The organism is Methanobrevibacter sp., assembly GCF_045577275.1.
Classification (GTDB): Archaea; Methanobacteriota; Methanobacteria; order Methanobacteriales; family Methanobacteriaceae; genus Methanobrevibacter.
The window spans coordinates 1-2,024 of sequence record NZ_JAZNIB010000171.1 but is presented as its reverse complement, the minus strand read 5'-3'; the positions used below and the strand labels follow the sequence as shown (position 1 = coordinate 2,024).

Genomic DNA, 2,024 nt, shown 5'->3' with positions numbered 1-2,024 from the left:
CCTAATATTTATAACTAATTTTTTGAAAAATTGTTTAAAATGTTAAAAAATAATAAGGTAGTCTATGTAGCCATTGAGAAAAGGAGGAGTCAGTTTTCAAGACTTTTCCGAAAATTAGAAATTATTTCAAAAAGTGAAATCTGCAAAAAATAGTAAAAAAAGAACTAATCCTAATTTCAAAAAAAAACATATGTAAAGGGGGTTATATGTAATTGAGTAAGGTTTAGTATTAGGATTAGTTCCTATGACAATAAATTTAGTTTCAAAGTATAAAAACTTTTGTAAAATAAGGAAAACCAATGCAATTAGAGAATCACTTTTCCTGTTTCTCTTTCCTTATTTTCCTTATGTCCCTTAAGTCCCTAGAACTTTTGTCCAGCTTCATCAAATGATCATGGAACCTTTCGCTTATATCCTTATGCTCTCCTAAGAACACATCATAGCAATCATATGAATCGCCGTCTATTATGCATATTGAGTCGGTGTCCATCCTTGTAGCCACATTAAGAAACAATAAAGGCTTATCGTCCTCAATGGCTAAAAAGTAATGCATGAAACCGAAGGGTATGATGAACCCATCGCTCTTTGAAAACAGGCTTTCGGTTACCTCAACCCCATCAATATCATAGACCTCATCATCCAGTCCAGTCCTTAACAGCTCATGGAACTTTTCCTCTATCCTCTTCAATTCATTCTCCATATCAATCACCTACAATTCTAAAAAGATTCAATCATAATTTGCACCTATTCTATGAATGATGTGCTTTCCTCCACAGTTAGGGCATGATTCAAGATCAAAAAAATCAAAGCCCTTCACCTTATTCTTGCAGTTAGGACAAATATCGACAGGCAATTTTTCGCCATCCAAGGTGAAATTGAAGCTTTCATCACCAATATTTATTGAATATGCAGTGTTCTCTAACCTGTATACTTCATCTTGATAGACAAGCAAATATTCATCAATATCAAATTCCTCATCATCTAAAAGTTCCTTAAAGCTTCCTGCATCATTCAACCCTGAAAACAAGTCTTCGAAATATTCTCTGTTATTTCTTAAGTCTTCTTCCAGTCCTTCCAAATCATCTGAGTCTATTTTATATGCTATATGTTCATATGCTTCCAGCCGTTTTTGTGCAAACTCCAGTTGCCTTGGCAAGAGAATGGCTGTTATGTGATATGCAAGTTCCATATCATATTCATCATTCAAATCTCTTATTTCGTAAGTGGAAATGAACTTTTTGCAATCCTTGCAATAGGCATTGTATACAAATCCTCTTATAGGAGAATGGGAATACCTGTCGATCATGCCAATAAGATGGTCTTCAATCTGACCATGCTCTACATTGAAGTAAAATCCCAGAACATCCTTTGTAAAATGGAATTCACAACATTCACATACAACCCCTTCGGTCAAACAGTATTTCTGCAACAATTCATCAGAATGCAATAATCTGTACATTTTAAATCCTTCTTTAATCATATTATTTGTTTAGTTAGATACTTTTATCTGTTTATCTTTCAATGTTATTGTATATTTCTTTTTCGAATTCTAAAAATTCTTTGTATGCTTGAGGATTCTTCTTTTTTAACTCCTTACGATAATTTTTTTCATCTTCCTCATCCATTTCTTTTAACCTATCTGCTATTAAAAAATCAAGTAAACCATATCCTCCGTCATCATATAATAAATCTCCCATAAATATTCCTCCTTATTATTCAAATGAAACTATCCTCAGTCACTATATTGTGCAGGTTTAATTTCTGTTATTTTAATGGTTTCAAAATCACTCATGATAAAAAATTTTTTAATATGTTACTCTTCTTCTTGCATCTGTTCATTTATCTCTTTTTCAAATTTTAAGAATTCTTTATATGCTTCAGGATTTTTCTTTCGGATGTAATTCCTATATTCTTTTTTGTCTTCTCCACTTAAATTGTTTAATATTAATCTATTAGCCATATTTCCTAATATTCCATAGTTTCCATTAGTTCTTATTAAATCAGTCATTTTATATGCTCCATTT

The 2,024-nt window shown here is 31.6% G+C and carries 4 protein-coding genes; all 4 read right to left on the bottom strand.

Annotated features, from left to right (window positions below; translation table 11 throughout):
- Nucleotides 1-313: 313 nt before the first annotated feature.
- A complete protein-coding gene (locus tag ACKI67_RS05160) occupies nt 314-700 on the bottom strand; it encodes a hypothetical protein (protein ID WP_407462352.1) in 387 nt (128 codons plus the stop codon).
- 27 nt (nt 701-727) lie between these two features.
- On the bottom strand, nt 728-1,480 hold the full coding sequence (locus ACKI67_RS05155) for a hypothetical protein (protein ID WP_407462351.1): 753 nt from the start codon (nt 1,478-1,480) through the stop codon (nt 728-730).
- A 31-nt stretch (nt 1,481-1,511) separates the two neighbouring features.
- On the bottom strand, nt 1,512-1,697 hold the full coding sequence (locus tag ACKI67_RS05150; RefSeq protein WP_407462350.1) for a hypothetical protein: 186 nt from the start codon (nt 1,695-1,697) through the stop codon (nt 1,512-1,514).
- 116 nt (nt 1,698-1,813) lie between these two features.
- On the bottom strand, nt 1,814-2,024 hold a 211-nt coding region (locus tag ACKI67_RS05145), incomplete at its 5' end, for a hypothetical protein (RefSeq protein WP_407462349.1).